Below are 26,754 nucleotides of genomic sequence, written 5' to 3'. Positions count from 1 at the left end.
CCACCGCAGGCATCCCGCCTGTCTTCATTTCTGCCCCTGCACCTCACTGATATTGTTGAATGGGCGCAGACATTTTTGGCACGGATAGCTCCCCTTAAGTCGCCACTACAGGGAATGAGCGCATAAACCGCACGCTGCCCAGGCCAAAAATGACAAGTGAATAACTCTTTGGATCTCATATGCTTGATAGCCTACTTGTCATTCTGCTACTGATAGTAATCAGTGCTTTTTTCTCTCTGTCGGAAATCTCGTTGGCCGCCGCCCGCAAGATTAAGCTGAAACTTCTTGCTGACCAGGGCAACATCAACGCCCAGCGCGTTTTGAAAATGCAGGAAACCCCTGGCATGTTCTTCACCGTGGTGCAAATCGGTCTGAATGCCGTGGCTATCCTCGGTGGTATCGTGGGTGATGCAGCGTTTTCGCCGGCCTTTTCCAGCCTGTTCAACCGTTTTGTGTCACATGACCTTGCCGAACAACTCAGCTTTATCTGCTCGTTCACCATCGTAACCAGCCTGTTTATTCTGTTTGCCGACTTAACGCCGAAACGGGTCGGCATGATCGCGCCCGAAACCATTGCCCTGCGGATTATCAATCCCATGCGCTTCTGTTTGCTGGTGATGCGCCCGCTGGTGTGGTTGTTTAACGGTCTGGCCAACGTGTTCTTTCGCGTCTTTAAACTGCCGATGGTGCGCAAAGACGATATCACCTCAGATGATATCTATGCGGTTGTGGAAGCAGGCGCGCTGGCTGGTGTACTGCGCAAACAGGAACATGAGCTGATCGAAAACGTATTCGAACTGGAATCCCGCACCGTACCTTCATCCATGACCTCACGTGAAAACATCGTCTGGTTCGATCTGCATGAAGATGAAGTCAGCCTGAAAACCAAAATCGCTCAACATCCTCACTCCAAATTCCTGGTCTGTAATGGCGATATTGACCACATTGTCGGCTACGTTGATTCCAAAGAATTGTTGCTGCGCGTGCTGGGTAATCAGAGCATGGCGCTGAACAGCGGCGTTCAAATCCGCTCTGCGCTTATCGTACCGGATACCCTGACATTGTCTGAGGCGCTGGAAAGCTTTAAAACGGCAGGCGATGACTTCGCGGTCATCATGAACGAGTATGCGCTGGTGGTCGGCATCATCACACTTAACGATGTCATGACGACGCTGATGGGCGACCTGGTAGGCCAGGGCATGGAAGAGCAAATTGTCGCGCGTGACGAGAATTCCTGGCTGGTGGAAGGCGGTACGCCAATTGATGATGTTATGCGCGTGCTGGATATCGATGATTTTCCGCAGTCGGGTAACTACGAAACGATTGGCGGCTTTATGATGTATATGCTGCGCAAGATCCCGAAACGGACGGACTTTGTGAAGTTTGCAGGCTACAAGTTTGAAGTGGTGGATATCGACAGCTACCGAATTGACCAGCTGCTGGTAACGCGGATTGATGAACGACCGCCAATGCTGAATGTGGCAAAAACCGAAGAATAGAAAGACTAAGGGCGCCATCGGCGCCCTGTTTTTTAGTTGAACTCTAGCTTGAGACGAACGACCTGGCGGTTAATTTCTGACATCACGCTCAGGTGCTGTTTGTCTTTGACCCGTGGGATCAGGACTTTACCTTTATCGAACTCGAATGCGCCAACATCCTTGATGTATAACCTTCCTTTAAACAGCGTCTTAACATATTTTGCTATCTGTAGTGGATTATAGCGCTGGAAGATTTTCATACTGATTAACTCCTTCATTTTTAAGCACGCTTCACCGTTGCCAAATTCGGTACGGGTCCATGAAGCGCGAATTCGAGATAAACTATAGAACACTCTGTTTACTTCGCACGATAAGAAATAAGTTTTTTTACCGTTCTGACAGAACATTACAGAATACTCTGTTATTTACTTTTCACTATTCAGTATAAACCTTCATTCGTTACGGAATTGTGTAGTTGATAACAAAGCTGACAGCTTTTTGAGACAGGCGCATCATCCCTGCTTACTATTACAGTTGAATGACTAACTGGTCTGATCACTGGAGAGGATGATGATGCGTGTAACTCTGGCAGCACTGGCTTTATCACTGTTGATTCCCGTCAGCGCGCTGGCTCACGATATCGAGCTGGGAAAACGTGTGCCGGCGGTAGGCGTTAATGATAAAGGCGAGCTGATTTTACAGCAGGAAAAATTCAGTTATAAAAACTGGAACAGCGCCCAGCTAAGTGGAAAAGTGCGGGTGGTACAACATATTGCCGGACGCTCATCAGCGAAAGAGATGAACGCTGCGTTGGTTGAAGCAATTAAGGCAGCCAGGTTGCCTCACGATCGCTATCAGACCACCACGATTGTTAACACCGATGATGCTATTCCCGGCACCAGCATGTTTGTCCGCAGCAGTATTCACAGTAATAAGCAGCAGTATCCGTGGTCGCAGTTTATTGTCGACGGCCAGGGTAACGTGCAGCACGCCTGGCAATTGCAGCAGGGCGGCTCGGCTATTGTGGTGTTGGATAAAACAGGCCAGGTTAAATACGTTAAAGATGGTGCCCTGTCTCAGCAGGAGGTTGAGCAGGTGATGACCTTATTAAGGTCGCTGTTGCAAGAGTAGATAAAGATGAAGGCGGGAGGCTGATGCCTCCCGCACTGCATCAAAACAGTGAAACGCGAAAGCCCGGGTTAAGGAAAGACTCACGCGGCGCGTAGTCCAGCGTTCTTCCCTGCCAGTCATGTACGTGCGCACCCGCAGCAGCGGCTACGGCATGGCCTGCACCGGTATCCCAGATGTTGGTTGGCCCAAAACGCGGATAGAGTTGGGCTTTACCTTCAGCCACCAGGCAAAACTTCAAGGAAGAGCCGGTCGCAACCGTCTGGTGTTCACCCAGTTGCTTCAGGTATTCCTGCATCTCTTCATCGTCATTATGTGAACGACTCACCACCACTAACGGCGGACGCGCATCAAGCACATGAATTTGCTGTCGTTCTCCGTTCTCTTCTTTCCAGGCTTTGCCCTCTGCGGCGGAATACATCACGCCCAGTGCGGGCGCGTAAACCACGCCCATGACCGGCTTACCCTGCTCAATCAATGCGATGTTCACGGTAAACTCACCGTTACGTTTGATAAATTCTTTGGTGCCATCCAGCGGGTCGACCAGCCAGTAGCGCTGCCAGTGCTGGCGGACATCCCAGCCAGGCGGATCTTCTTCTGACAGGATCGGGATATCCGGCGTCAGCCGTTTTAAGCCCGATACAATCACATCATGAGCGGCCAGGTCTGCCGCCGTGACAGGAGAATCATCCGCTTTGTGGGAAATCTCTGCCGGAACAGAACCGTTGTAGACCTGCATAATCGCGTCGCCTGCTTCACGCGCCAGTTGGCTTATTTGCTCTAACATTTTTCACCTCATGTATGCGAATGCTACGCGTTAACTGTCATACCCGTTGGAGTACAGTCTAGCAGCTTCACGCTTACCGCTGATTTCAGGCAAACATTCTGAATCATTTTTCAGCTATATCAACACAATAGACAGAAATAGCAACGATCTTATTCGGCTTAAGCGATGAGATCGACGGCCCGAGCCCGACGGATGGCAGGCTCAAAACGTTACATCCATCACGATTTAATCTGCCCTTTCATCAGACTTTTACATTATTTTTGTAGCCTTGATCTTTTAGCTTTGGGAGAGAGCATGTTTAAGGCGGGAATGATGTTACTGGCGTTGAGCGTTTCAGTTGCAGTACAGGGAGCCACCGTGGATTTGCGCGTGCTGGAAACAACCGATCTGCACAGTAATATGATGGACTTCGACTATTACAAAGATACGCCCACAGAAAAATACGGTCTGGTGCGCACGGCGTCGCTGATCCATGCAGCACGTCAGGAAGTCACCAACAGCGTATTAGTGGACAATGGCGACCTTATTCAGGGCAGTCCATTAGGCGACTATATGGCAGCCAAAGGACTTAAACAGGGCGATGTTCATCCGGTCTATAAAGCCATGAACACGCTGGACTATAGCGTGGGTACGCTGGGTAACCATGAATTCAACTACGGTCTGCCCTATCTGCACAAGGCACTGGCGGGCGCGCGTTTTCCCTATGTCAATGCAAACGTCATCGATCTTAAAAGCGGCAAGCCCCTTTTTACCCCTTATCTGATTAAACCCACTCGCGTGACCGATCGTGACGGGAAAACGCATACTTTGCAGGTAGGCTATATCGGTTTTGTTCCCCCGCAGATTATGGTGTGGGATAAAACGAACCTGCAGAACAACGTCCGGGTGGATGACATCACTGAAACCGCACGCCGCTACGTGCCAGAAATGCGAGCGAAAGGCGCGGATGTGGTTATCGCCCTAGCCCACTCGGGCCTGAGCAGCGAACCCTATCAGGCGATGGCCGAAAACTCTGTCTACTACCTCAGCGAAGTTGCGGGCATTGATGCCATTATGTTTGGTCATGCGCATGCCGTGTTCCCGGGCAAGGAGTTTGCCGGGATCAAAGGTGCGGATATCGACAAAGGCACACTAAACGGTATTCCTGCGGTGATGCCAGGCATGTGGGGCGATCATTTGGGTGTGGTAGATCTGGTGCTAAGCAACGGTGGTGGTCGCTGGCAGGTCACTGGCGGTACAGCACAGGCGCGCCCCATCTATGACACCGCCCATAAAAAATCGCTGGCCGCTGAAGATCCCGCACTGGTTAAGGTTCTGAAAGACGATCATCATGCTACCCGCGAATTTGTAGCTCAGCCCATCGGCAAATCGGCTGATGTGATGTACAGCTATCTGTCACTGGTTCAGGACGATCCGACCGTACAGATTGTGAATAATGCGCAGCGTGCCTATGTTGAACATTTTATTCAGGGCGATCCCGACCTGGCGAAGCTGCCGGTGCTGTCAGCGGCGGCCCCCTTTAAAGCCGGCGGGCGCAAGAACGATCCTGCCAGCTATGTGGAGGTCGAGAAAGGCAACCTGACGTTCCGTAATGCGGCCGACCTCTATTTGTATCCCAACACCCTGGTGGTGATGAAAGTCAGCGGCGAACAGGTGAAAGAGTGGCTGGAATGCTCTGCGGGCCAGTTTAATCAGATCGATCCTGCCAGCAGCCGGACGCAGCCGTTGATCAACTGGGATTTTCGCACCTATAACTTCGACGTTATCGACGGTGTCAGCTATCAAATTGATGTGACACAACCGGCCCGTTACGACGAAGAGTGCAAACTGATCCATCCTGATGCTTCACGCATTAAAGATCTGCGCTGGCAGGGGAAACCTGTCGATCCTAAAGCGACCTTCCTGGTGGCGACCAATAACTACCGGGCCTACAGCGGAAAATTTGCCGGAACAGGCGATAAGTACATTGCTTTTGCCTCGCCGGATGAGAATCGCGCAATACTGGCGGCTTATATCAGTGCAGAAACCAAAAAGAATGGCGAGGTCCGTCCGCAGGCCGATCATAACTGGCGACTGGCCGCGATACATAGCGCACAGCCTCTTGATATTCGCTTTGAGACCGCACCTGGCGATAAAGCAACTCGCTTTATTCAGCAGTATGCGCAATATCCGATGAAGGCAACAGGGAATGACGAGACGGGATTTGCTATCTGGCAGGTAAATCTACAGCAGTAAAATAACTAAGGGCGGCACGGCGCCGCCCTTATCCTTTACAGGATTTCCAGCAGTTCAACTTCAAAAATCAGGGTGCTGAACGGCGGAATGGAAGCACCGGCACCGCGCTCACCGTAAGCGAGGTCGTGCGGGATCACCAGTTCCCACTTAGAGCCAACAGGCATCAGCGTCAGCGCTTCGATCCAGCCTGCAATCACGCCAGTCACCGGGAATTCAGCGGGTTCGCCACGGGCAACGGAGCTGTCGAATACGGTGCCGTCAATCAGTTTGCCGGTATAGTGCACACGTACGCGGTCCTGACGGGAAGGAATCGCGCCTTCGCCCTGGGTAATCACGCTGAACTGTAAACCTGACTCGGTGCTGCTGACGCCTTCACGCTGGGCATGCTGCTGCAGGAAAGCCTGGCCTTCTGCGGCCATCGCTTCCACGCGCTCACGACGCACGCTTTCAGCCCGCTCATGAACTTCACGCAGCGCGCGGTGAACTACATCAACAGGCACCGCGGGTGAGTTCCCTTCCAGCGCGTCGCGCAGGCCCGCGAGCAGTGCTTCTGGCTGCAGCCCCTGCAGACCAGACTCCAGCAGCTGCTGGCCAACCTGTAAACCAATACCGTAACTTGCTTGTGCTTCGACGCTGTCGAAAGAAGGGGTAGTCATCTTCGTTCCTTTCACTCTCGGATATAGTAAGACGGGCAGCATAGCAGCGCAGGCCGCTGGCGTAAAATCCGCAGCGTCGTAGATGACTTTTGCTGGCGAAAGAGAAACAATACGCAGGTCAAATTTATCAATGCTGGCAGGCACTTCGCGTCCACATTGCCCATACTGTATAAGTGACACGTTTCCCCTTATCAGTGGCACAATAAGAAAGAGAGAAAATATGGGCCAGATTGCCCCTCGTCGCCGCAGGATGCTCGCACGGCGTATGTTAACCCGGTTACAAGCTCGACTGCCGCAACGAAAGCAGCCGCAAGGTGCCGGAGCGGAGGAACCCGATATGACTTCAGACGTCCCGTCTCGCCTGCCAAACTGGCTGTATCGCCTCTGGCATTTTACAGACGATATTCGCTGGATGGACCCGCTGCCGGCGTTGCACCGCCGTGGAATTGTGATTGCCGTATTCATCCTGTTGCTGGCCTTCCTCTGGCCGTCCAGCACACCGCAGTATCCGGTAGAGCGTCCCGTTACCCCATCGGCTGAAAAAGAGGTACCGATGCAGGCGGACATTTATGATAACAAACCCGCTAAATCCACCTCCCAGCCGGAGGCAAAAGCCGATTCGCAGGGCGACTGGCGCAGCTACCAAATCGCCTCCGGGCAGACGCTGGCGCAGCTGTTCCGCGACAATAACCTCCCGGTTAATGACGTGTTTGCGATGGCGCGCGTGGAGGGCAACGGTCAGCCGCTCAGTACGCTGAAAGAAGGTCAACAGGTGAAAGTACGTCGGGATGCGAAAGGTGTGGTAACAGGATTAACACTGGATGGTACGAACGGCCCGGTGCTGTTTACCCGCCAGCCAGACGGCAGCTTTCTGCGCGTGGAATAAGCGACAACCGGTGGCGAAACGCCACTGGATGGGCGCTAACACGGTTGTTTGATGTTCTTTACCAGCACGCTTCCCACGCAGACCCGCAGCGCAAGTAGAGACAGGATGATTTCAGCCTCGGCAGGAAAGCGCGCCGGGCGCAGCGTTCCGGCTACAGGAACAGAGACAGAGACAGAGATTTGGCACCCGGTTGGCCAACAATAAAATAGCGCTGCATTCTGTGTTGAACATGTCGATGCTTGTGCGGTGCGGCAAGCGGGCAAAAGGAAGGTTATTCAGGGCTTAAAACAAAAACGCCGACACAAGTGTCGGCGTTCAGGTGCGGCAGATTAATAAAATTAACCTGCTACTACGTTCACGATCAGTTTCGCGAATACTTCGCTGTGAACCTGGAAGTCCACTTCGTGCTCACCGGTGGTGCGCAGAACGCCGTTCGGTAAACGAACTTCGCTCTTAGCCACGTCAACGCCAGCTGCAGTTACAGCGTCAGCGATGTCGCGAGTACCGATGGAACCGAACAGTTTACCTTCATCGCCTGCTTTAGACGTGATGGTAACGGTGCCCAGTGCGTTGATTTTTTCTGCGCGCGCATTTGATGCTGCCAGAACGTCAGCCAGTTTGGCTTCCAGTTCTGCACGGCGTGCTTCGAAGAATTCAACGTTTTTCTTGGTAGCAGGAACAGCTTTACCCTGTGGAACCAGGAAGTTACGAGCGTAGCCCGCTTTAACGTTAACCTGATCACCCAGGCTGCCCAGGTTTGCTACTTTATCAAGCAGAATAACTTGCATTACCTTATCCTCTTAAAGTCGTTAATGGACAGTTGCCGATTACTGATGACGATCAGTGTACGGCAGCAGAGACAGGTAACGCGCGCGCTTGATAGCACGAGCCAGCTGACGCTGGTATTTTGCGCGAGTACCAGTGATACGGCTTGGTACAATCTTGCCGCTTTCAGTGATGTAGTTTTTCAGCGTTGCGATATCTTTATAATCGATCTCTTGAACGCCTTCCGCGGTGAAACGGCAGAACTTGCGACGACGGAAATAACGTGCCATTTGGCTAGTCTCCAGAATCTATCAATTCAATCTGCTCGGCATGTAACACCATTTTACTCTGACCATTTCGCGCCTGATGGCAGCTGATAAAGCCTTCGAGAATGAGTTGCGTGCCGACCGTTATATGTTGAGTAATCACCTGATGGGCGCTGCCGCTAATAATAACAGGCATTCGACACCAGGCTTGCCGGTGAAATCCGGCCTCCTCCTGCACCGAGTTGTGCTCAAGCACGAACTGACAGTGCGGAATTCCTGACGGGCTAATTTTCCGAACTGGCGTCTTACACACAGTGCCAGACAAGCGCAGCCGATTAACCGTCACGATGGATTACTCTTCAGAATCCCCAGCATCTGAGTCATCAGCGGATTCGTTAGCAAAATCTTCGCGGCGCTCACGACGCTCGTCTTTCGCTTTAACCATCGGTGATGCTTCAGTTACCGCGTTTTTAACGCGCATAACCATGCTACGGATAACGGCGTCGTTGAAGCGGAAGTTCGTTTCCAGCTCATCGATCGCTTCCTGCGGCGCTTCTACGTTCAGCAGAACGTAGTGTGCTTTGTGCAGTTTGTTGATCGGGTAAGCCAGCTGACGACGGCCCCAGTCTTCCAGACGGTGGATCGTGCCCTCTGCACCAGTGATAGCACCAGTGTAACGCTCGATCATGCCCGGAACCTGTTCGCTCTGGTCAGGATGAACCATAAATACGATTTCGTAATGACGCATCGAAATTGCTCCTTACGGATTATTCAGCCTCCTGTCAGGGTCAGCTGCGGCCCACGGAAGCAAGGAACGTTATAGGTTGTGAATCATTGAAATGACACACACCTCTGAATGCAGCTGAAAAATTGACGCGTAATCATACTGGCGACGCCGGACAAACTCAAGCGGGGATTTCATGTAAATGGTCGGAAATCGCCCTGTTTCCCGCCCTTTTGTGCGGAAAGCGGGAACAGGGCGATAAACCGTGGCAGACGCAGGAGGTGATGGCGTTGACGGCTACAGCTGACGCTTGAAAAAGCTGACCAGCGCGGTCAGGCCCGACGGCGTGATTTTGTGGCCGATATGCTTTTCAGACAAGGTGATCAGATGAGCATCAAGCCCCTGTTCGCGCAGAGCGCGATCCAGCCGCTGGATTTCCGCGAAAGGCACCACTTCGTCAGCCTCGCCGTGCCATAACAGGAGCGGCCGGTTCGCAAGATTCGGCAGGCGGTTTGAAGGATCATACTCCGCCAGCGGAGCCATGCGTTTCGTGAACAGGGCTTTATGCTCTTCGCTCGTCACCGTGACGGGAGGGAAAAGCGTCTGGCTGAGCTGCATAAAATAGCCGGAACCCATCATACAGGCGACGCTGTGAATATGCGGATAGCGCGCCATAATGCCCAGCGCCGTCATGCCGCCCATGGAAGCGCCCGCCACGGCAAGACGTTCACCGGCAATCAGATCGTCGGCGCGCAACGCCGTTTCTATCAACGGGAATTCATCGATGTTCTGTTTAAGAATGTCCCAAAAATGCGTAAACCGCGTGTCGGCATCGCCATTGTAGCGCGCGCCGTGCATATCGGCGTCGGGCATCAGCGCACGAAATCCCGCCTGTGCCAGTGCCACAGCAAAGTAGGCGTACACCTCTTTCGACGAGGTAAAGCCATGATAAAACACTACCGTTGGCAGTCGCTGCTGGCGCTGGCCCGCAGGTGCCGCATGCAGACATTCAATACCTGCAAACCTTTCCGTGGTGAGTTCTATCATTTTTTCTCCTGAAACAGGGGCTGATTAGGACGCCTCGCCAGCGAACAGAAGCTGGGTGAGGGTTTTCAACATTACAATAGTAATAATTTCTTAACTAAACATTTCCGCTGCGCTGCCGTTGTTAATGCATATTTGACAAGAAAACAAAGGTATTCTATGAAACGTTTCTCTCTTAGCCGCACTAGCCTCGGAGTGAAGCTGTGCGTCATAACGTCCTTCAGTGTAGGCGTTTTGTTGTTGGCCTTGACACTTATTCAAAGCCAGAATGCTTCACGCCAGCTGGAAAGTCTTGCCGTAGATGACATGGTCAATCAGGTGCAGGGCATCACTGAAATGACGTCCATGTTTAATGCGACGCTGACCCAGGAAGTGGGCAACTACACTCAGCTCTTCGTCAGCTTTTTACCTAAGCGCTTCAGCCGTGATGAAACCGCACGTATTCAGGTTGGTGAGTTTTCCACCCCGACGCTGCGCGCCGGACTTAAAACCCTTAACCTTGATCAGACTGCCGTTGATGATTTTACAGATCGCACCGCGGCAGTCGCCACCATCTTTGTCCGTGATGGTGATAATTTCATCCGGATTTCAACCTCACTGAAAAAGCAGGATGGTAGCCGGGCGATCGGTACCCAACTGGACCGCGCCAGTGCCGCCTGGAAAAGCGTGACGAAGGGGGAAACCTACCGCGGACTGGCCACCTTATTTGACCACCGCTACATCACCCAGTACCAACCGATAAAAGACGACAGCGGCACCGTCATCGCGATTTTATTTGTCGGCGTACAGATCGACAAACAGTATGGCCTGATGCGCGAAAAAGTGCTGGCTCGCCGTCTTGGCGATAGCGGACATTTTTATGTGCTAAACGGATCGCCGGGCGCAGCGCAAGGTCAGTATCTGTTTGATAAACAGAACGAAGGCAAACGTCCAGACTGGCAGGATAGCGTCATGAAGCAGCTGCTGACCCAGCCCGAGGGCGTGCAGCAAGCCGAGATCGACGGTGAAGCCAGGATGCTGGCCTGGCAACAGTTACCCGGCTGGAACTGGATTGTGGTCGGTGAAGTTAATCGTGACAGCCTGCTGGCACCGGTTATTCACAGCCGAAATATGTTTCTTATCACCGGACTGATTCTGGTGTTGCTGTTTGCCCCCTGCTTTGTCTGGTACAGCCGCCGCGCCATCACGCGCCCATTGCAACAGGTTATTCACTTAGCCGAGCAGTATGCCGCCGGTAATTTGCTGGAGCACCTGGACACCAGGCGCCATGACGAAGTTGGCCAGTTGATTAACGCGATCAACGGTATTGGCGAAGGTCTGGAGAAAATTGTCGCTCAGGTTCGCAGCGCCGCGCAGGAGATCAGCGACGGCACGGATACGATTGCGGCCAGCAGCCACAACATTAGTGCGCAGATTGGACGCCAGGCCAGCAGTGTCGAAGAGACATCGGCCAGCATGGAGCAGTTTGGTGCAACCGTTGAGCACACCGCCGATAGCCTGCGTCAGGCGATGTCTCTGGTCGCCGAAGCCAGCGGTATCGTGAATAACGGCAACCAGACGGTGACGCGCTCGGTCAGTACCATGTCGGCGATTAACGTATCGTCGCAGAGCATTGCTGACATTACTCATGTCATTGAGTCCATTGCATTCCAGACCAATATTCTGGCCCTGAATGCCGCCGTTGAAGCCGCGCGTGCAGGTGAACACGGTCGCGGATTTGCCGTGGTGGCCGCCGAGGTGCGCGCGCTGGCACAGCGTTCGGCTCAGGCAGCAAAAGAAATCGATACGCTGATTGCGACTTCGATACGTCACGTCGCGGAAGGTCATACGTTATCCGAGCAAACCCGGGATGCGATGAGTAATATCGTGACGCATATTGAGCAGGTACAGGCATTGATGGGTGAAATTAACGTGGCCGCGCAACAGCAGTCGGCGGGCATTGGTCAGGTAAACCTGGCGATGAACCAGATTAGCCAGGCGACGCATCAAAATAGCGAGTTGGTGGCACAGGCAGAACAGACGGCGCAGAGCCTGAGTGACAAAGGTCATCATTTGACACAGTTAGTCAGCGTGTTCTCAATCAAGTCGTGATGATTGCGAGCCAGTGGCTTACACTTGTCCTGTTAACATGACTGCCAGGAATCTGCTATGCGTTACGCTCTGTTACTGACGTTAAGTCTGTTTTTAAGTGGCTGCTCGCTGTTCCAGGATACGCCAAAAGCCCCGCCCGCGCCGACTGGCGAGGCGCAGTCCATTACCCGTGCCCAAAGTTACGGTTTACCGAAGCTGGGTACCATTAGCGCCAGCGTACGCGGCTCGCCCGATGACGCGGAGCGCGCCATTGCCGCGCGCGCCAACCAGGCCGGTGCCGTTTACTATCAGATTCTGATGGTTGATGAGACGATCACGCCAGGCATCTGGTACACGACCGCTATCCTGTATGGCGCCTCACCTGCCGCTGGCGCGCGCCAGTAACCGGTCAGTCAGTGGGCCCTCGAGTAAGCGCATACCGCGCCTGTCGAGCCACTGACTGCACCACGCATCCGCCAGCAAGGGCTCGGCATGCTTCAACAGCTGCGTTGCGGTTGCCAGATGCAGCAGATTTTCGCTGAGTTCGCGGGCCTGAACCTCATCAATTTTCCTCAGGCCCAGGGCTAACTGTCGCCAACTGCGATCGAAATGGCGATTACATCCTTTCACTGCGTCAAATTCCTGTTTGAGCATGTCCAGCATGCCGCCCTGTTTGGTCAAAACCCGCAGGACGTCCAGGCACATCACGTTGCCCGATCCTTCCCAGATGCTGTTTACCGGGATATCACGATAGAGGCGAGGCAGTTCACTCTCTTCGCAGTAGCCTGCACCGCCCAGCATCTCCATCGACTCGGCAATAAAGGGCGATCCCGCTTTGCAAATCACGTATTTTGCCGCCGGGGTAAATAACCGGGCAAACGCCGCCTCATGTGCATCGCCCGGCGAGGACCACGCGCGTGCCAGCCGCATCAGCAGTGCCGTTTGCCCTTCTAACTGCAAAGCCTGACGTGCCAGCACTTGCCGCATCAGCGGCTGATCCACCAGATTTTTCCCCATAACCTGACGCTGATGCGTGTGATAAAGCGCGACGGAAAAGGCACGGCGCATTTGGCCGTGGCTGCCCAGCGCGCAGTCAAAACGCGTCATGCCCGCCATCTTCAGGATCAGGCGCACGCCGTCTCCCTCGTCGCCCAGCAGCCAGCCGGTCGCCTCTTTGAACTCAACCTCGCTGCTGGCATTGGATCGGTTACCGAGCTTGTCTTTTAGCCGCTCAATGAAAATGGCGTTACGAGATCCATCCGGCAGTAAGCGGGGTAAAAAGAAGGCGCTTAGCCCCTGCTGGGTTTGCGCAAGAATCACATGCGCATCACTTTGTGGCACAGAGAAAAACCATTTGTGGCCGACGATTCGATACGCTTCGCCACTTCCGCGCCCATTAAGAGGCTCCGCACGCGTCGTATTGGTCAGCACATCGCTGCCGCCCTGCTTTTCGGTCATGCCCATGCCAATCAGCAGTCCACGCTTTTGATCGCCCGAAACCGCATGCGTATCATAATGATCGCTGAGTAAAGGATCGATCCAGGATTCAAAATGGGCAGGCAGATAGCGCTGTAGCAAGGGAATCGCAGCGTGGGTCATGGTCACCGGGCAGAGCGTCCCGGCCTCGACCTGGGCATGTAGAATAAACCGGGCCGCACGGGCCACACTGGCATTGGGTAGTACGTCGGGCTGCCAGCTAAGGTTATGCAGGCGGCTGGCGCAAAGGCCCTGCATCAGTAAATGCCAGGCCGGATGAAAGCGGACATCATCCAGCCTGACACCGCGAGCGTCGTAACGATGGAGTTCCGGCGGACAGGCATTGGCGAGCCTGCCCAGCTCCAGGGATTCGGCGCTGCCCAGTTGCCTGCCCACCGACGCCAGCCATTCACTGTCCCATCCGCCGCCTTCACGTAACAGTGCGTCACAGAGGGGAACATCGGACAGAAACAGGTTGCTGTTACTGAGGGGAAAAGGTTGATTGAAAACGGTGTGCGTTGTCCAGGTCATAACGGCTCCTCGCGGATGTCACCCACTTAGTATGTAAGGTGCGTTACCATTATGACCGGACAGAGAAACGAATTTGCGGCAGCGATCACGCGTTGCGCTGACGTACCGCTTCAAACAGACACACGCCAGTGGCGACTGAGACATTGAGGGATGAAACGCTTCCGGCCATCGGAATGCTGATCAACTCATCACAATGCTCACGTGTCAGGCGGCGCATACCTTCACCTTCTGCGCCCATCACCAGCGCCATCGGGCCGGTCATCTTGCTTTGGTAAACGGTATGGTCGGCTTCGCCGGCGGTGCCGACAACCCAGATGTTATATTCCTGCAACAGGCGTAAGGTGCGCGCCAGGTTCGTCACCCTGATCAGGGGAACGTTTTCGGCAGCACCACTGGCGACTTTTTTCGCGGTCGCGTTCAGCGGTGCGGAGCGATCTTTGGGAACAATCACGGCATGGACACCGGCAGCATCGGCGCTACGTAAGCAGGCACCGAGGTTGTGCGGATCGGTAACGCCGTCCAGCACCAGCAGGAATGGCTTCTCCAGGCTCTGTAACAGGTCGGGCAGATCCCCTTCCTGATACTGGCGGCCGGGCTTCACCCGCGCCACAATCCCCTGATGCACGCCGCCTTCTACCTGGCTGTCCAGCCATTTACGGTCGGCCAGCTGAATCACGATCCCTTGAGCTTCTAACGCGGTCACCAGCGGTTGCAGGCGACGATCGTCGCGGCCTTTGAGAATAAAGACGTCCTGGAAACGCTGAGGATCACGTTCCAGCAGTGCCTGCACGGCATGGATACCAAAAATAATTTCGCTCATCAATCTGCTCAGTGGTTGGAAATGAATGGATAACAGCCCCTGCGCTTGCAGGGGCTGATGTGCGCATCAGGCAGGCTTCGCCTTCTTCGCGGCACGCTTGGCCTTAGTGGCGGCGGCGATTTTACGGGTTTTCTCTGAAACTTTTTTACTTTTTTTCTCAGTCCGGGCCTCGGCAGGCTTACTGCTGCTGTTGCGGAAGGCTGAATCCGGCTCGAAATTGGTTTTACGGCTGGCCTGGCGACGATGTTTTGTCGGCGCTTTGCCATCACGCTTCGCCTTATCCCGTTCGGTTTTGCCTTCACCACGAACCTGGCGCTTACTGGACACCAGCGCAAAGTCGATTTTACGCTCGTCCATATGGACCGCTTCGACCCGCACTTGAACGGTATCACCGAGACGATAGGTACGACCGCCGGATTCACCAATCAGTCGCTGTCCTACAGGATCGAAACGATAGTAATCGTTGTCCAGCGTCGAGACGTGAACCAGCCCGTCGATAAACAGATCGCTAAGGCGCACAAAGAAGCCGAACCCGGTTACGCTGGAGATCACGCCATTGAAGACGTTGCCCACCTGATCCTGCATAAAGTCGCACTTCAGCCAGTCCGCAACGTCGCGGGTCGCTTCATCGGCACGGCGCTCGGTCAGGGAACAGTGCTGGCCCAACTGCAGCATTTGCTGCATGTCGTAGTGGTAACCGCCGGTTTCCGTGGTCAGCCCTTTCACTTCGCCCTGCTCTTTTGCCAGCAGATACTTGATGGCGCGGTGCAGCAATAAATCCGGATAGCGGCGGATTGGCGAGGTAAAGTGGGCATAAGAGGACAGCGCCAGACCAAAGTGGCCGCGGTTTTCTGGATCGTACACCGCCTGTTTCATGGAGCGCAGCAGCATAGTTTGCAGCATTTCCGCATCCGGACGATCGGCAACCTGCTTCAGCAGCGCGGCATAATCGATCGGTTGTGGTTTATTACCGCCCGGTAAGCTCAGGCCCAGCTCATTCAACACGGTGCGGAAGCTCTTGATGCTGTCATCGCTTGGACGATCGTGATCGCGGAACAGCGCCGGCTCCTGGTGCTTCTCAACGAAACGCGCGGAGGCGATGTTCGCCAGAATCATGCACTCTTCAATCAGCTTGTGAGCATCATTACGCGAGGTACGCTCGACGCGTTCGATGCGACGTTCCGCGTTAAAAATAAATTTCGCTTCTTCGGTTTCAAATGAGATTCCGCCGCGCTCTTCACGCGCGGTTTCCAACACCTGATACATGTTGTGCAGTTCCTGCAGATCTTTCACCAGCGGCGCGTATTGCTCGCGCAGTTCCGGGTTGCCCTGCAGGATATTCCAGACTTTGTTGTAGGTCAGACGTGCGTGGGAATTCATCACCGCTTCGTAATGTTTAAAGCCGGTAAGCTTACCTTTTGACGACACGGTCATTTCGCACACCATACACAGGCGATCGACCTGTGGATTCAGTGAACACAAACCGTTCGACAGCACTTCTGGCAGCATCGGAACGACCTGCGAAGGGAAATATACCGAGGTACCGCGCTGCTGCGCTTCGTTATCCAGCGGTGTACCGGGGCGCACGTAGTAACTCACATCCGCAATGGCAACCCACAGCCGCCAGCCGCCACCGCGTTTTTTCTCGCAGTAAACCGCATCATCAAAGTCACGCGCATCTTCGCCATCAATGGTCACTAACGGCAGGTCGCGCAGGTCAACGCGGCCTTTTTTCGCCGACTCTGGTACTTCTTCATTCAGTTTGCCAACCTGCGCCTCAACTTCTGGCGGCCAGTTGTGTGGAATCTCATGGGTGCGCAGTGCCATATCGACCGCGAGGCTGGTGCCCATGTCATCGCCCAGAATCTCGGCGATTTTGCCAATCGCCTTCGAACGACGCGTGGGACGCTGCAACAGCTCGACCACCACCACGGAGCCCATACGGGCATTCATGGTTTCTTCAGGGCCAATCAGGATGTCGAAGCTCAGACGACTGTCGTCTGGCACCACAAAACCGACACCTGCGTCCGTAAAATAGCGGCCGACGATCTGATTGTTACGCGGTTCCTGCACCCGCACCACGCGTGCTTCACGGCGACCTTTGCGATCGGCACCCAGTGGCTGAGCGAGAATCACATCGCCATGCATACAGAATTTCATCTGTTCAGCCGACAGGTAGAGGTCATCCTTTTGTCCTTCTGCACGGAGAAAGCCATAGCCATCACGGTGACCAATGACTTTTCCACGGAGCAGATCGAGACGTTCTGGCAGGGCATAACACTGGCGGCGGGTAAAAACTAACTGACCGTCACGTTCCATCGCACGTAGACGACGGCGCAAGGCTTCGAGGTGCTCTTCTTCCTGCAGGTTCATCTCTTGTGCCAGCTCTTCACGGCTGGCGGGTTTTTCTCGTTTTTCTAATAGAGCCAGAATAAATTCACGGCTTGGAATAGGGTTTTCGTACTTTTCAGCTTCTCTGTCCAGAAAAGGATCTTTTGACATTAGGGTTCCTCCGATGTCATTTAATATTCATTGCCACCGGCGGTTCGGACAATATAATTTCATATAAAGGTGTATTACCTTCCACTAAATCTGCCAGCGTATAGCCATCCAGCTCCTGTAAAAACAGCTGCACGGCATCATGTAAGGCCTTTTTGAGGCGGCAGGCAGGCGCGATGGAACAGGTCGTGCAATCGACTAACTGTAGTGGCTCCATTTTGCGTACCACTTCACCAATCACGATGTCGCTGGCGCGCATTCCCAGGCGAATACCACCGTTTTTGCCCCGAATGGCCGAGACAAACCCTGCACGACTAAGCTGATTGATAATTTTGACCATATGATTACGCGATACGCCATACGTATCGGTGACTTCAGAAATATTGGTCAGCCTGCCTTCAGGCAAGGTGGCCATATAGATCAGCGCCCGCAGGCCGTAATCGGTAAAACTTGTTAGCTGCACAGTGACCTCAGTCAATCATCCGGTGGCACGTCTATGCTCGCCCGTCCTGCTTTTTATTTCAATATTGAACTGGCTCTTACGTATCGAGCTACGATGATAAACCAGACTGATGACGGCTGTGTATTTTTTTCAGCCAGTGAAAGGTTTGACAAGCGAAGGGGCATTTAGTGGCATTAAATAACATAAAAAACAAAGGCCGGACAATGTCCGGCCACAGGATGATTAGGCGTTGAAAGGATCGCGCAGAATCATCGTTTCGCTGCGATCGGGACCTGTTGAAATAATATCAATCGGTACACCCGTCACGTCTTCTACACGTTTAATGTAGTTACGCGCGGCCTGAGGCAGGCCTTCCAGCGTTTTGACACCAAAAGTGGTTTCGCTCCAGCCCGGCATGGTTTCATAGATCGGCTCAATGCCTTCCCAGTTTTCCGCTGCCAGCGGCGTGGTGGTCACTTCGCTGCCGTCAGGCATGCGGTAAGCCACACAAATTTTCACTTCTTTCAGACCGTCCAGGACGTCCAGCTTGGTCATACAGAAGCCGGAGAGCGAGTTGATCTGCACGGCACGGCGTACCGCGACCGCATCCAGCCAGCCTGTGCGACGACGGCGGCCAGTTGTGGCACCAAATTCGTTACCCTGCTTGCAAAGGAACTCACCGGTTTCATCGAATAACTCGGTCGGGAACGGGCCTGCACCCACACGCGTTGAATACGCTTTAACGATACCCAGCACGTAATCCACATAGCGTGGACCAATACCTGAGCCGGTCGCAACGCCACCTGCAGTGGTATTAGAGGACGTGACATAGGGATAAGTACCGTGGTCAATATCCAGCAGTGTCCCTTGCGCGCCTTCGAACATAATCAGATCGCCACGCTTGCGCGCCACGTCCAGCAGTTCAGAAACGTCAACGACCATACCGGTGAGAATGTCGGCAACCGCCATCACATCACTCAGCACTTTGTCGTAGTCAACGGCTTCTTCTTTGTAGTAATGCACCAGCTGGAAGTTATAGAGATCCATGACTTCTTTCAGCTTGGCGGCGAAGGTTTCTTTATTAAACAGGTCGCTGACGCGCAGTGCACGACGGGCAACTTTGTCTTCATAAGCCGGTCCAATACCGCGGCCTGTTGTACCAATGGCTTTCGCACCGCGCGCTTTTTCACGCGCCATATCCATGGCCACATGGTATTGCAGGATTAACGGACAGGCTTCAGAAATCAGCAGACGTTCGCGTACCGGAATCCCACGCGCTTCCAGGCCTTTCATCTCTTTCATCAGAGCTTCAGGTGAAAGCACCACACCGTTACCAATAATGCTGGTCACGTTGTCGCGCAGAATGCCAGAAGGGATTAAGTGGAGTACGGTTTTTTCACCGTTGATGACAAGTGTATGGCCCGCATTGTGGCCGCCTTGATAACGCACAACGTAATTAGCGCGCTCAGTCAGAAGGTCTACAATCTTACCTTTACCTTCGTCACCCCATTGGGTGCCCAGTACGACGACGTTCTTACCCATTTCTCAAAATCACCGATTGCTTAAAAAAGGATTCTACCATCTGATTTTGCGGTTTTCAGCACTTTTAGCATACGATTGCGCGCTTTTTTGCCTGGGTTTTGATCACTACAACATCCAGGGGTAAAAACAAGGCTGAGATACCATTCAGACGGCGATACTGACCCATTACAGCTCGCCATGCAGCCGCAACATACAATAGATCACCATACCTGCCACCACTAAGCCACCGCCAAACCGATGTAACAGGCGATCGGGTAGCTGCGTCATGCTCAAAATCACCCGTCGCCACAGCCGTGGCATAAACATCGGCCCCAAGCCCTCAAGCACCAGCACTAACGCCAGTGCCATCCAGATATTCACGTTCATACTGCATCCAAAAAAAAGGCCGACAACATTGTCGGCCTGTTAGTTATATCAGTTCTTAACGCGTGGCGTTAGAAGGTGCCTTCATGTAGCGGAAGAAGTCGCTATCCGGGCTCAGTACCATCACATCCTGATTGTCATTGAAGCTGTTTTCATACGCGCGCAGGCTGCGGATAAACGCATAGAAATCAGGGTCCTGACTGAATGCGTTGGCAAACAGCTTCGCGGCTTCTGCATCACCATCACCGCGGGTAATCAATGCCTCACGCTGTGCTTCTGCAAGCGTACGGGTGACCTGGTAATCGGCCTGAGCACGCAGTTTTTCGGCCTCTTCCTGACCCTGCGAACGCTGGCTTCGTGCAACGGCTTCACGTTCTGCACGCATACGGTTAAAGATCGCATCTGACACTTCTGTTGGCAGATTGATCTGTTTGATCCGCACATCAACCACCTGAATGCCTAGCGCCGCCATACTGTTTGGATTTGGCGCAGGCTCACTGCTGTTGGTTTCACGCTCGACACGCGCGGCCGCACTGGCGATAGCATTATCCGCTGCAGGCGTGGCCACTTCATCGTCGCCCCCTGCCGTGCCGGTATTCAACGCATCACGGACATCGGTGGTTAAACGCCCACGGGAATCGGTCACGATGTCTTTGACATCAAGACGTCCCATCTCTGAACGTAAACGGTCACTGAATTTGCGTTTCAGCAGCACTTCGGCCTGAGAAACATCACCACCGCCGGTCGCCAGGTAGTAACGACTGAAATCGCTGATGCGCCACTTAATGTAAGAGTCCACGATCAGGTCTTTCTTCTCTTTGGTCACAAAGCGATCGGCCTGGTTGTCCATGGTCTGGATACGCGCATCAAGCGTTTTCACCGTTTCGATAAACGGAATCTTGAAATGCAGACCCGGCGCAAACACCTGCGGTTTGTTTTCGCCGTCGCGCAACACTTTACCAAAGCGCAGAACAATGCCTCGCTCACCTTCCTGTACCACGAACAGCGACGCATAAAGTGCCACCAACGCGATAATGATTAGTACAATTACTGGCTTACGCATTGATTACTCTCTCCCTTCGCGCTGGGTATCGTTGCGCTGAGCATTAGCCCGACGCTGATCCATGATGCTGTCTGGACTGTATGACGAGGTGTCACTGCGGCTGGCACTGCGATCGCCAAGCGATGGCAATGTTGAGCTGCTTTTCTGTCCACTTTTCGCGGATGAAGACTGACCGCCACGCATCAGTTGATCAAGAGGCAGGACCATGAGGTTATTACCACGGTCGCTTACCAGCACTTTCCGTGTATGGCTCAGTACGCGCTCCATGGTCTCAATGTACAGACGCTCTTTAGTGATTTCTGGCGCAGCTTTGTATTCAGGTAAAATCTTGGCAAAACGCGCCACTTCACCCTGGGCTTCCAGAACCGTACGCTCTTTATAAGCGCGCGCTTCTTCCAGAACACGTTGTGCCCGACCGTTCGCACGCGGCTGAACTTCGTTGGCATAGGCCTCGGCTTCACGTACGTATTGCTCACGGTTTTCACGTGCGGCAATCGCATCGTCAAAGGCAGACTTCACTTCTTCCGGTGGACGTGCCGCCTGGAAGTTGACGTCAAGCACCGTGATGCCCATATCGTACGGACGAATGGTTTCGTCGATTTCACGTTGCGTTTCGCTACGCACGACCGTACGACCTTCAGTCAAAATACGATCCATGGTAGAACGGCCAATCACGCCGCGCAGGGCGCTGTCGGTGGCCTGACGCAGGCTGTCATCAGCACTGGTCACAGCAAACAGATAGCGTTCAGGATCGGTTACGCGATACTGCACGTTCATTTCAACGCGCACGACATTTTCATCCGAGGTCAGCATCACGCCAGACGCGGCCAGTTCGCGAACGGCCTCGACGTTGACGGCACGAACCTGATCGATAAAGGTCGGTTTCCAGTTCAGGCCGGGCTCGACCAGGTGGCTGAACTTACCAAAGCGAGTAACGACGCCGCGCTCCGCTTCTTTAATGGTGTAAAATCCGCTCGCGGCCCAGATGACGATGGCCGCCACGGCGACGATGCCAAAAATTTTGCCGCTACCGCCGGCACTGCGCTGACCGTTATCACCTTTTTTGCCACCACCGAATCCGCCGAGCTTTTTGCTCAGTTTACGGAAGATATCATCCAGATCAGGAGGCCCAGATTCCTTACCTCCCTTATTCCCCCCAGAGTTGCCGCCTTGATTATTGCTGCTTCCCCACGGGTCGCGGTCCTGTCCGTTATTTCCGGGCTGATTCCACGCCATGTCATTACTCCATTTATAGTTTTAGCGGCTTACCCGTTGTATTTGATATTGTCACAGCGCGGGTTGTGCTCCTTGCCTGACCGTAAGCAAAATCGCAGTCAGAGATGAATCAACCCACACCGCACGACAACATAAAATCCTCAGAGTAAGTTCGATTTGGCAATATCAAACAATATAACTGGTCAGCGACGGCTCCTGCTTGCATAAGCGGCGCCAGTCAATAATCGGCATTCGCACATGCAAACCTACACTGCCGTCTTCTTCGTTCCACTCTTTTTCAATCGCCTGCAACTGATAGAAGCGGCTGCGTAAGCGACCCGCATCCGGTGGCAGACGTAAATCATACTGCGCAATCTCACCTGACAGTCGCTCGGAAAGCGCCTGCCATAATAAGGGAATACCGACACCGGACTGCGCGGACAGCCACACGCGAACCGGCATATTGTCTTCATCACGGTCAATGCGTGGCTCGAAACCGTCCAGCACATCGATCTTATTCATGATCAATAGCGTGGGGATTTCATCAGCTTCGATTTCTTCCAGCACCTCATTAACCGCATCGATGTTTTCGTTAACCCGCACATCGGCAGCATCAATGACGTGCATCAGCAGTGTGGCCTGACGCGTCTCTTGCAGAGTGGCTTTAAAGGCGGCAACCAGGTCGTGCGGAAGATGGCGAATAAAACCGACGGTATCGGCCAACACCACTTCGCCCACATCGGCAACGTTCAGCCGACGTAGCGTTGGGTCCAGCGTCGCAAAGAGTTGATCCGCGGCATAGACATTGGCAGACGTGATGGCATTGAAGAGGGTAGATTTACCGGCGTTGGTGTAGCCCACCAGTGAAACGGTCGGCACATCGGCTTTGGCACGCGCCTGTCGTCCCTGCTCGCGCTGTTTCTCAACACGTTCAAGACGCGACAAAATTTGGCTAATGCGCCCACGCAGCAAACGGCGGTCAGTTTCTAACTGGGTTTCACCCGGGCCACGCAGGCCGATACCGCCCTTCTGGCGTTCAAGGTGAGTCCAGCCACGTACCAGACGTGTTGCAAGGTGACGCAACTGCGCCAGCTCAACCTGCAATTTACCTTCATGGGTACGCGCGCGCTGGGCAAAGATATCAAGAATAAGGCCAGTGCGGTCGATAACACGGCACTCGCACAGGCGCTCAAGATTACGTTCCTGAGCGGGCGTTAAGGCATGATCGAAAAGGACGACCGATGCTCCACTTGTTTTTACCGCATCGGCAATTTCAACGGCCTTTCCTTCACCGACAAAATACTTGGGATGTGGCGCTTTACGACTGCCGGTAATAACCTGCAGTGCTTCAACGCCAGCAGAAGACACCAGGGTTTCGAATTCCTGTAAATCTTCCAGCTCTTTGTCTTGGGAGAACCAGATGTGTACCAGTACGGCCTGCTCACCGGCATCATAACGGTCAAACAAGCTATAACCTCGCTTATATAAAAAGACCAGGACGGAAAGCATGACGCTTTCCAATCCTGGTGAAACGGTGCCGCTTTACTCTGCGTTATCACCGTCTTGTTGTGGCTGCGACTGAGCAGAAGTGCTGCTGCCGCCATGATGGTAATTATTGCTGCTGCCACCGCCAGGATTATTGCTATGGTGAGAAACCGGGCGTGAAGGCACAACGGTAGAAATGGCATGTTTATAAACCATCTGACTTACCGTGTTTTTCAACAAAATTACGAACTGATCAAAGGATTCAATCTGACCTTGCAGCTTAATACCGTTGACCAAATAAATCGAAACCGGAACACGTTCACGACGCAGTGCGTTCAGAAACGGGTCTTGTAATGATTGCCCCTTAGCCATTCTATCTTTTCCTTATATGCTTGTTGTTTGTTGCTTGTAGAACACAGTGGTTCTGAAAAAAACTGCGTAAAAATTTGCGCACGTAACTTGCCAATTGTACACAATCACCCATGCTTCGCACTAACAACCTTCAGTACTGTATCACGCGCTAAGTGAGGTTCATCACTGTCTAGCCAGTGAATATTCTCCCAACCACGTAACCAGGTCATCTGGCGTTTAGCGAGTTGCCGGGTTGCGCAAACTCCCCGATAAACCATTTCGTCGTAATCGATCTCGCCAACTAAATAAGACCACATCTGGCGATAGCCAACACAACGAATGGAAGGCATATCCGTATGCAAATCACCTCGTGCAAACAGGGCCCGAGACTCCGCTTCAAATCCTGACGCCAACATCTGCTCAAAACGCAATGCGATGCGCTGATGCAACAGCTCGCGACTCGCGGGGGCGATAGCAAACTGATGGACATCGTAGGGTAACGCTTCACCAGAAATTTTTGTCAGTTCCGTTAAAGTTTTACCCGAAATAAAAAAAACTTCCAGTGCTCGCGAAAGTCTCTGCGGATCATTCGGATGAATACGACTGCCTGCGACCGGATCAATTTCGCAAAGTTGACGATGTAAAGCTTCCCAGCCTCTTTCATTCGCCATTTGCTCTATTTTTTGACGAACCTCCGGATCGGCCGAGGGCAGCGGCGACAATCCTTCAAGTAACGCCTTGAAGTAGAGCATAGTTCCACCAACAAGCAACGGAATTCGTCCATGCTGAACGATATCCGCCATTTCTGCTAACGCATCACGTCGAAACTCTGCCGCCGAATAGGCTTCAGCCGGATCGCGAATGTCCAGCAAACGATGAGGCGCCTGTGCCAGCTCTTCAGCAGAAGGTTTTGCCGTACCGACATCCATCTGACGATAAATCAAAGCCGAATCAACGCTGATAAGCTCTACAGGCAACTGTTTGCGCAGTTCAATCGCAAGTGCGGTTTTACCTGACGCTGTAGGCCCCATCAAAAATATTGCCTTAGGCCGGCCAGCCTGGTTCAGTTCACTCATGCTTCAACGCGTTTACCGCGCTCTCAATCTCGATGGCTTGTACTAAGCCAGAAGGTGGCGATTTAAGTAACTGCGGACAAAGCCTTTCGAGCTCAGCCAACAGGGTAATCGCCTGGGAGTGATTCCAGTTTTGAGGCTCTGCATCTTCACGTCGCGCCAGCCACTGGGCCAGTTGCGTAGCAGAGTTCTCTTGCTGCCGGGCGAGATAGCCTAACAGTTCAGGAATCAAGATTTGTAAATTTTGTGTTCGTAACGGTAAAGGCACCGCCCGCAAAATAATGTGGTCACCCTCAGGGTGTAAATCAATGCCCATCTGATTAAGCAGGCTCAGATTTTCCTGGGCTGCTTTGCGTTCGGCAGGGGCGATTTTTAAGCGCACCGGAATCAACAGCGGCTGTGATTTCAGCCCACTTTCGCGGGGTTCTAGCTGTGCCTGCTTTAACCAGCGGGTCGCCACAGGCAGCGCCATCAGCAGTAAACTCTGGTCCTGTTCAAGCAGGGCATATTGCCCGTCAAGCACGGTCAACACACGGCCAAAGCTGTGGGAATGTGCCGCCAAAGGCGATGCGGCACTGACCGGCGCGCGTGCCGCAGGCTCTGCACTTTTTGCTGCAGGTGCACTGGCAGGCGTTTTCAGCAGTTGCTGGTAAACCCGGCCTTCGCGCTGACTGTATCCCGGCTCTTTGCTTTGCCAGGCGGGAGCTGCCGATGCCGCTGGCCCGGCAGCCTTCGCCGTGACAGCCGGCTGGCTAAAATGGTTGCCGCCCGCCGCCTGACGGTTTTCTTGCTGCCAGCGCGGAGCCGGTTCTTCCGCCTGCAACGTCGGCAGGACGGGCGAGGCACTTTCCTGCAACACACTCATCACGCCCTGATAGATGAAGTCGTGCACCAGACGCGACTGATGAAAGCGCACTTCGTGTTTTGCCGGATGCACATTCACATCCACCTGATGAGGATCTATCTCTAAATACAACACGTAGGCAGGTTGTTGGTCATCCTGCAGCTGGCTCTGAAACGCCTGGCGAATGGCATGATTAATCAGCTTGTCACGCATCATGCGACCATTCACATAACAGTACTGTATATCGCTCACCTGACGCGACCCGGCCGGATCGGCAACCCAGCCGCGTAACGCCAGATCATCATGCTGCCACTCAATGCGAAGCGCATGCTGCATAAATGTCGTGCCGCAAATCGCTCCCAGCCGACGCTCACGTTGCCCTTCATCGTTGACAGCCCGGTACTGACGCATCAGCTTGCCGTTATGGCTCAATGAGATAGCAACATCAAAGCGCGCCAGCGCGATGCGTCGGATCACTTCATCAATATGACCAAATTCGGTTTTTTCGGTGCGCATAAATTTGCGACGAGCCGGCGTGTTGTAAAACAGGTCGAGCACTTCCAGCGTAGAGCCACAAGGATGGGCGGCGGGTTTAACGGTAACCGCCATATCACGCCCTTCGGCGTAGGCCTGCCAGGCTTCGGTTTGTTCGGCCGTGCGCGATGTCAGGGTCAGGCGAGAAACCGAACTGATACTGGCTAAGGCTTCACCGCGAAAGCCCAGACTCATGATGGCTTCAAGATCGTCCAGCGAAGCAATTTTACTGGTGGCATGGCGAGCCAGCGCCATGGCCAGTTCGTTCTTTGCAATCCCACAGCCGTTATCGCGGATACGAATCAGTTTTGCGCCGCCCTTCTCAATATCCACCTCAATGCGCGTTGCACCTGCATCAAGGCTGTTTTCCACCAGCTCTTTGACAACCGATGCGGGACGCTCAACCACTTCTCCGGCGGCAATCTGGTTAGCAAGTTGCGGCGGCAAAATTTGTATTGGCATGGTGGATATCCTCGT

At 53.6% G+C, this 26,754-nt stretch carries 26 protein-coding genes; 6 read left to right on the top strand and 20 right to left on the bottom strand.

The genetic code is table 11. The annotated features are described in order from the left end of the window. The first annotated feature begins 179 nt into the window (after window positions 1-179). Complete coding sequence (locus FBY13_RS18435) at window positions 180-1,499, top strand: hemolysin family protein (protein WP_063877397.1); 1,320 nt, start codon at window positions 180-182, stop codon at window positions 1,497-1,499. 32 nt (window positions 1,500-1,531) lie between these two features. Here the strand turns inward: FBY13_RS18435 and FBY13_RS18430 are convergent, their stop codons facing one another. After that, the gene (locus FBY13_RS18430) at window positions 1,532-1,738 is read right to left on the bottom strand and encodes a DUF1107 domain-containing protein (RefSeq protein WP_003855513.1); all 207 of its coding nucleotides are present in this window, start codon (window positions 1,736-1,738) and stop codon (window positions 1,532-1,534) included. Between the two features lie 313 nt (window positions 1,739-2,051). Between FBY13_RS18430 and FBY13_RS18425 the strand changes: the two genes are divergently transcribed. Further along, window positions 2,052-2,609: a YtfJ family protein gene (locus tag FBY13_RS18425; RefSeq protein WP_186440837.1), complete on the top strand. Its 558-nt coding sequence runs from the start codon at window positions 2,052-2,054 to the stop codon at window positions 2,607-2,609. 40 nt (window positions 2,610-2,649) lie between these two features. On the opposite strand, the gene cysQ is transcribed toward FBY13_RS18425, so the two are convergent. Continuing rightward, on the bottom strand, window positions 2,650-3,393 hold the full coding sequence (gene cysQ / locus FBY13_RS18420; RefSeq protein WP_109716830.1) for a 3'(2'),5'-bisphosphate nucleotidase CysQ: 744 nt from the start codon (window positions 3,391-3,393) through the stop codon (window positions 2,650-2,652). 294 nt (window positions 3,394-3,687) lie between these two features. Here cysQ and FBY13_RS18415 point away from each other — a divergent pair, with 294 nt between their 5' ends. Next, window positions 3,688-5,628 carry a bifunctional 2',3'-cyclic-nucleotide 2'-phosphodiesterase/3'-nucleotidase gene (locus tag FBY13_RS18415; protein ID WP_145394834.1) on the top strand — a complete coding sequence of 647 codons (1,941 nt, stop codon included), beginning with the start codon at window positions 3,688-3,690 and terminating at the stop codon, window positions 5,626-5,628. Between the two features lie 35 nt (window positions 5,629-5,663). Here the strand turns inward: FBY13_RS18415 and fklB are convergent, their stop codons facing one another. Next, the gene (gene fklB / locus FBY13_RS18410) at window positions 5,664-6,284 is read right to left on the bottom strand and encodes an FKBP-type peptidyl-prolyl cis-trans isomerase (protein WP_063877400.1); all 621 of its coding nucleotides are present in this window, start codon (window positions 6,282-6,284) and stop codon (window positions 5,664-5,666) included. A gap of 220 nt (window positions 6,285-6,504) precedes the next feature. Between fklB and FBY13_RS18405 the strand changes: the two genes are divergently transcribed. Beyond that, the gene (locus tag FBY13_RS18405) at window positions 6,505-7,170 is read left to right on the top strand and encodes an OapA family protein (protein WP_156506640.1); all 666 of its coding nucleotides are present in this window, start codon (window positions 6,505-6,507) and stop codon (window positions 7,168-7,170) included. Between the two features lie 338 nt (window positions 7,171-7,508). Here the strand turns inward: FBY13_RS18405 and rplI are convergent, their stop codons facing one another. The 5 genes from rplI to yjfP form a co-directional block, all read right to left on the bottom strand. Further along, window positions 7,509-7,958 (bottom strand): 50S ribosomal protein L9, encoded by a 450-nt coding sequence (gene rplI, locus FBY13_RS18400; protein ID WP_006120926.1) that lies wholly within the window; start codon window positions 7,956-7,958, stop codon window positions 7,509-7,511. A 39-nt stretch (window positions 7,959-7,997) separates the two neighbouring features. After that, window positions 7,998-8,225, bottom strand: a complete 228-nt coding sequence (rpsR, locus tag FBY13_RS18395) for a 30S ribosomal protein S18 (RefSeq protein ID WP_000135199.1) — start codon at window positions 8,223-8,225, stop codon at window positions 7,998-8,000. Window positions 8,226-8,229: 4 nt separating this feature from the next. Further along, window positions 8,230-8,547: a primosomal replication protein N gene (gene priB, locus FBY13_RS18390; RefSeq protein ID WP_013027390.1), complete on the bottom strand. Its 318-nt coding sequence runs from the start codon at window positions 8,545-8,547 to the stop codon at window positions 8,230-8,232. A gap of 6 nt (window positions 8,548-8,553) precedes the next feature. Further along, window positions 8,554-8,949, bottom strand: coding sequence for a 30S ribosomal protein S6 (gene rpsF, locus FBY13_RS18385; RefSeq protein ID WP_063877403.1), 396 nt, complete (start codon window positions 8,947-8,949; stop codon window positions 8,554-8,556). A 273-nt stretch (window positions 8,950-9,222) separates the two neighbouring features. Further along, complete coding sequence (gene yjfP / locus FBY13_RS18380) at window positions 9,223-9,972, bottom strand: esterase (RefSeq protein WP_145394833.1); 750 nt, start codon at window positions 9,970-9,972, stop codon at window positions 9,223-9,225. A gap of 156 nt (window positions 9,973-10,128) precedes the next feature. Here yjfP and FBY13_RS18375 point away from each other — a divergent pair, with 156 nt between their 5' ends. Together FBY13_RS18375 and bsmA are read left to right on the top strand one after the other, a co-directional pair. Next, window positions 10,129-12,060 (top strand): methyl-accepting chemotaxis protein, encoded by a 1,932-nt coding sequence (locus FBY13_RS18375; RefSeq protein WP_109716827.1) that lies wholly within the window; start codon window positions 10,129-10,131, stop codon window positions 12,058-12,060. 57 nt (window positions 12,061-12,117) lie between these two features. After that, window positions 12,118-12,444: a biofilm peroxide resistance protein BsmA gene (bsmA, locus tag FBY13_RS18370; protein ID WP_063877406.1), complete on the top strand. Its 327-nt coding sequence runs from the start codon at window positions 12,118-12,120 to the stop codon at window positions 12,442-12,444. Here bsmA and FBY13_RS18365 read toward each other — a convergent pair. The 12 genes from FBY13_RS18365 to mutL all read right to left on the bottom strand — a co-directional run bounded on the left by FBY13_RS18365 (window position 12,418) and on the right by mutL (window position 26,739). Further along, a complete protein-coding gene (locus FBY13_RS18365; RefSeq protein ID WP_096011244.1) occupies window positions 12,418-14,046 on the bottom strand; it encodes an isovaleryl-CoA dehydrogenase in 1,629 nt (542 codons plus the stop codon). The genes bsmA and FBY13_RS18365 overlap by 27 nt on opposite strands. Window positions 14,047-14,131: 85 nt before the next feature. Next, entirely contained in the window at window positions 14,132-14,866 is a 735-nt protein-coding gene (rlmB, locus tag FBY13_RS18360) for a 23S rRNA (guanosine(2251)-2'-O)-methyltransferase RlmB (RefSeq protein WP_096011272.1), read from the bottom strand. Between the two features lie 66 nt (window positions 14,867-14,932). After that, a complete protein-coding gene (gene rnr / locus FBY13_RS18355) occupies window positions 14,933-17,368 on the bottom strand; it encodes a ribonuclease R (RefSeq protein ID WP_145394832.1) in 2,436 nt (811 codons plus the stop codon). A gap of 16 nt (window positions 17,369-17,384) precedes the next feature. Next, on the bottom strand, window positions 17,385-17,828 hold the full coding sequence (gene nsrR / locus FBY13_RS18350; protein WP_063877409.1) for a nitric oxide-sensing transcriptional repressor NsrR: 444 nt from the start codon (window positions 17,826-17,828) through the stop codon (window positions 17,385-17,387). 222 nt (window positions 17,829-18,050) lie between these two features. After that, the gene (locus FBY13_RS18345; protein ID WP_063877410.1) at window positions 18,051-19,349 is read right to left on the bottom strand and encodes an adenylosuccinate synthase; all 1,299 of its coding nucleotides are present in this window, start codon (window positions 19,347-19,349) and stop codon (window positions 18,051-18,053) included. Between the two features lie 165 nt (window positions 19,350-19,514). Beyond that, window positions 19,515-19,715: a DUF2065 domain-containing protein gene (locus FBY13_RS18340; protein WP_013027400.1), complete on the bottom strand. Its 201-nt coding sequence runs from the start codon at window positions 19,713-19,715 to the stop codon at window positions 19,515-19,517. A gap of 55 nt (window positions 19,716-19,770) precedes the next feature. Next, window positions 19,771-20,775, bottom strand: a complete 1,005-nt coding sequence (hflC, locus tag FBY13_RS18335) for a protease modulator HflC (protein WP_063877411.1) — start codon at window positions 20,773-20,775, stop codon at window positions 19,771-19,773. A gap of 3 nt (window positions 20,776-20,778) precedes the next feature. After that, complete coding sequence (gene hflK, locus FBY13_RS18330; RefSeq protein WP_096011246.1) at window positions 20,779-22,011, bottom strand: FtsH protease activity modulator HflK; 1,233 nt, start codon at window positions 22,009-22,011, stop codon at window positions 20,779-20,781. 165 nt (window positions 22,012-22,176) lie between these two features. Then, a complete protein-coding gene (hflX, locus tag FBY13_RS18325) occupies window positions 22,177-23,457 on the bottom strand; it encodes a ribosome rescue GTPase HflX (protein WP_096011273.1) in 1,281 nt (426 codons plus the stop codon). A 75-nt stretch (window positions 23,458-23,532) separates the two neighbouring features. Beyond that, the gene (hfq, locus tag FBY13_RS18320; RefSeq protein WP_063877413.1) at window positions 23,533-23,847 is read right to left on the bottom strand and encodes an RNA chaperone Hfq; all 315 of its coding nucleotides are present in this window, start codon (window positions 23,845-23,847) and stop codon (window positions 23,533-23,535) included. Window positions 23,848-23,951: 104 nt separating this feature from the next. Next, window positions 23,952-24,902: a tRNA (adenosine(37)-N6)-dimethylallyltransferase MiaA gene (gene miaA / locus FBY13_RS18315; RefSeq protein ID WP_145394831.1), complete on the bottom strand. Its 951-nt coding sequence runs from the start codon at window positions 24,900-24,902 to the stop codon at window positions 23,952-23,954. Next, entirely contained in the window at window positions 24,895-26,739 is a 1,845-nt protein-coding gene (mutL, locus tag FBY13_RS18310) for a DNA mismatch repair endonuclease MutL (protein ID WP_145394830.1), read from the bottom strand. The genes miaA and mutL overlap by 8 nt, the downstream gene beginning before the upstream one ends. Window positions 26,740-26,754: the final 15 nt, after the last annotated feature.

Source organism: Pantoea sp. SJZ147 (assembly GCF_007828605.1).
GTDB classification, from domain to species: Bacteria; Pseudomonadota; Gammaproteobacteria; order Enterobacterales; family Enterobacteriaceae; genus Pantoea; species Pantoea allii.
The sequence above is the reverse complement of the archived record's forward strand: the minus strand, read 5'-3'. Positions and strand labels throughout refer to the sequence as shown.

What these genes read in the sequence shown, in the direction of transcription:
- rnr (WP_145394832.1), bottom strand. Translation starts at nt 17,368, where the DNA reads ATGTCAAAAGATCCTTTTCTGGACAGAGAAGCTGAAAAGTACGAAAAC.
- rpsR (WP_000135199.1), bottom strand. Translation starts at nt 8,225, where the DNA reads ATGGCACGTTATTTCCGTCGTCGCAAGTTCTGCCGTTTCACCGCGGAA.
- rlmB (WP_096011272.1), bottom strand. Translation starts at nt 14,866, where the DNA reads ATGAGCGAAATTATTTTTGGTATCCATGCCGTGCAGGCACTGCTGGAA.
- FBY13_RS18340 (WP_013027400.1), bottom strand. Translation starts at nt 19,715, where the DNA reads ATGAACGTGAATATCTGGATGGCACTGGCGTTAGTGCTGGTGCTTGAG.
- rplI (WP_006120926.1), bottom strand. Translation starts at nt 7,958, where the DNA reads ATGCAAGTTATTCTGCTTGATAAAGTAGCAAACCTGGGCAGCCTGGGT.
- bsmA (WP_063877406.1), top strand. Translation starts at nt 12,118, where the DNA reads ATGCGTTACGCTCTGTTACTGACGTTAAGTCTGTTTTTAAGTGGCTGC.
- cysQ (WP_109716830.1), bottom strand. Translation starts at nt 3,393, where the DNA reads ATGTTAGAGCAAATAAGCCAACTGGCGCGTGAAGCAGGCGACGCGATT.
- yjfP (WP_145394833.1), bottom strand. Translation starts at nt 9,972, where the DNA reads ATGATAGAACTCACCACGGAAAGGTTTGCAGGTATTGAATGTCTGCAT.
- rpsF (WP_063877403.1), bottom strand. Translation starts at nt 8,949, where the DNA reads ATGCGTCATTACGAAATCGTATTTATGGTTCATCCTGACCAGAGCGAA.
- hflK (WP_096011246.1), bottom strand. Translation starts at nt 22,011, where the DNA reads ATGGCGTGGAATCAGCCCGGAAATAACGGACAGGACCGCGACCCGTGG.
- FBY13_RS18425 (WP_186440837.1), top strand. Translation starts at nt 2,052, where the DNA reads ATGCGTGTAACTCTGGCAGCACTGGCTTTATCACTGTTGATTCCCGTC.
- FBY13_RS18405 (WP_156506640.1), top strand. Translation starts at nt 6,505, where the DNA reads ATGGGCCAGATTGCCCCTCGTCGCCGCAGGATGCTCGCACGGCGTATG.
- FBY13_RS18430 (WP_003855513.1), bottom strand. Translation starts at nt 1,738, where the DNA reads ATGAAAATCTTCCAGCGCTATAATCCACTACAGATAGCAAAATATGTT.
- FBY13_RS18435 (WP_063877397.1), top strand. Translation starts at nt 180, where the DNA reads ATGCTTGATAGCCTACTTGTCATTCTGCTACTGATAGTAATCAGTGCT.
- fklB (WP_063877400.1), bottom strand. Translation starts at nt 6,284, where the DNA reads ATGACTACCCCTTCTTTCGACAGCGTCGAAGCACAAGCAAGTTACGGT.
- FBY13_RS18375 (WP_109716827.1), top strand. Translation starts at nt 10,129, where the DNA reads ATGAAACGTTTCTCTCTTAGCCGCACTAGCCTCGGAGTGAAGCTGTGC.
- FBY13_RS18415 (WP_145394834.1), top strand. Translation starts at nt 3,688, where the DNA reads ATGTTTAAGGCGGGAATGATGTTACTGGCGTTGAGCGTTTCAGTTGCA.
- FBY13_RS18345 (WP_063877410.1), bottom strand. Translation starts at nt 19,349, where the DNA reads ATGGGTAAGAACGTCGTCGTACTGGGCACCCAATGGGGTGACGAAGGT.
- hfq (WP_063877413.1), bottom strand. Translation starts at nt 23,847, where the DNA reads ATGGCTAAGGGGCAATCATTACAAGACCCGTTTCTGAACGCACTGCGT.
- hflC (WP_063877411.1), bottom strand. Translation starts at nt 20,775, where the DNA reads ATGCGTAAGCCAGTAATTGTACTAATCATTATCGCGTTGGTGGCACTT.
- miaA (WP_145394831.1), bottom strand. Translation starts at nt 24,902, where the DNA reads ATGAGTGAACTGAACCAGGCTGGCCGGCCTAAGGCAATATTTTTGATG.
- FBY13_RS18365 (WP_096011244.1), bottom strand. Translation starts at nt 14,046, where the DNA reads ATGACCTGGACAACGCACACCGTTTTCAATCAACCTTTTCCCCTCAGT.
- mutL (WP_145394830.1), bottom strand. Translation starts at nt 26,739, where the DNA reads ATGCCAATACAAATTTTGCCGCCGCAACTTGCTAACCAGATTGCCGCC.